This window comes from Pseudoduganella sp. RAF53_2 (assembly GCF_052113985.1).
Classification (GTDB): domain Bacteria; phylum Pseudomonadota; class Gammaproteobacteria; order Burkholderiales; family Burkholderiaceae_D; genus Rugamonas.
This window is the reverse complement of record NZ_JBFRDW010001034.1, coordinates 1-1,226: the sequence shown is the minus strand read 5'-3', so window position 1 is coordinate 1,226 and position 1,226 is coordinate 1. Positions and strand designations below refer to the sequence as shown.

Annotated in this window: 1 protein-coding gene; it reads right to left on the bottom strand. The window is 54.2% G+C overall.

Annotation, left to right across the window (positions count from 1 at the left end):
• Nucleotides 1-7 precede the first annotated feature (7 nt).
• Nucleotides 8-1,168 carry an IS30 family transposase gene (locus AB4Z11_RS32095; protein ID WP_442030276.1) on the bottom strand — a complete coding sequence of 387 codons (1,161 nt, stop codon included), beginning with the start codon at nucleotides 1,166-1,168 and terminating at the stop codon, nucleotides 8-10.
• Nucleotides 1,169-1,226: the final 58 nt, after the last annotated feature.

Sequence of the window (1,226 nt, the reverse complement as noted above, 5' to 3'; positions counted from 1 at the left end):
TGCGGATTCAGCCGGTCGACGCAACACATTGATAAAACCGTTGAGCCGGCGTTTCATAGTCTAACGTTTTTCTAGGTCGTTCATTCAGCCGATTTGCGATGGCGTCGAGCTGACCTTGCGAATAACTTGATAAATCCAGTCCCTTTGGCAAATACTGTCTCAGCAAGCCATTGGTGTTCTCATTCGACCCGCGTTGCCAAGGTTTTCTTGGATCGCAAAAGAAGACCTGGATATCGGTCGCCAGCTTGAAACGCTTGTGCTCTGCCAGCTCTGAACCTCTATCCCAAGTGAGCGACTTGTAGAGTTCTTGGGGCAGCTTCATCGCATGCTGGAGCAACGCATTCACGACTGTTTCGCTATCCTTGTGTGCGACCTTTACTAGCATCACATAGCGCGTCTGCCGCTCAACTAGCGTGATGATCTGGCTGTTGTGACTGCCACATAAGAGATCACCTTCCCAATGCCCAGGAACTGCCCGATCTTCAGCCGTGGCGGGACGTTCGCTAATCGAAATCGCATCGACGATTCGGCCGTGATCTTCAGTCTTCTGCGTGTGATGGCGCGAGCGACGCATTACTCGAGTACGGCGCAAGTGCTCGGTAAGCTCCTTTTTCAGAGCGCCACGAGCCTGAATGTATAGGCTGCGATAAATCGTTTCGTGAGACACTTGATGAGCCTTATCGCCAAGGTAAGCGCGCTTGAGCCATCCAGCAATTTGCTCAGGTGACCATTGCAGTTGAAGCTTCGCAGCCACCGTTTCAGCCAGCGCAGGGTTCTCTGCCAGTCTACAGCGCTTAGGGCGCCGTGCTCGATCCCAGGCGCGCTTGTCGGCCTGGTTTGCCCGGTATAGCGCCTGCCCGCCATTACGCTTCACTTCCCGGCTGATGGTGGACGGGGCCCGCCCCAGCGAAGCAGCAATCTTCCGAATCGACGTACCCGCTACCAGGGATCGTGAGATGTCTTCGCGCTCGGCAATGGTTAAAGCCAACCTGGAGCGAGAGCGCTGAGCAGGACTAATCCCACCGTTCCGAATAAGAATTCCCTGAATTGCGCCGTGACTTCGGCCGAAAAGTTGGGCAATATGCTGCAGAGATTCACCTTGACGCCAGCGTTCCCACATCAATGCCTTCTGCTCGTCAGTGTAATAGATTCGTGGCTTGCGTTTCATGGCAACACTCCTCCTGCCTAAGCAGTTTATAGTGTTGCGTCGACCGGTTGAATCCGCA

Excerpts from the sequence above, each read along its gene's own strand:
- AB4Z11_RS32095 (WP_442030276.1), bottom strand. The coding sequence starts at position 1,168 with ATGAAACGCAAGCCACGAATCTATTACACTGACGAGCAGAAGGCATTG.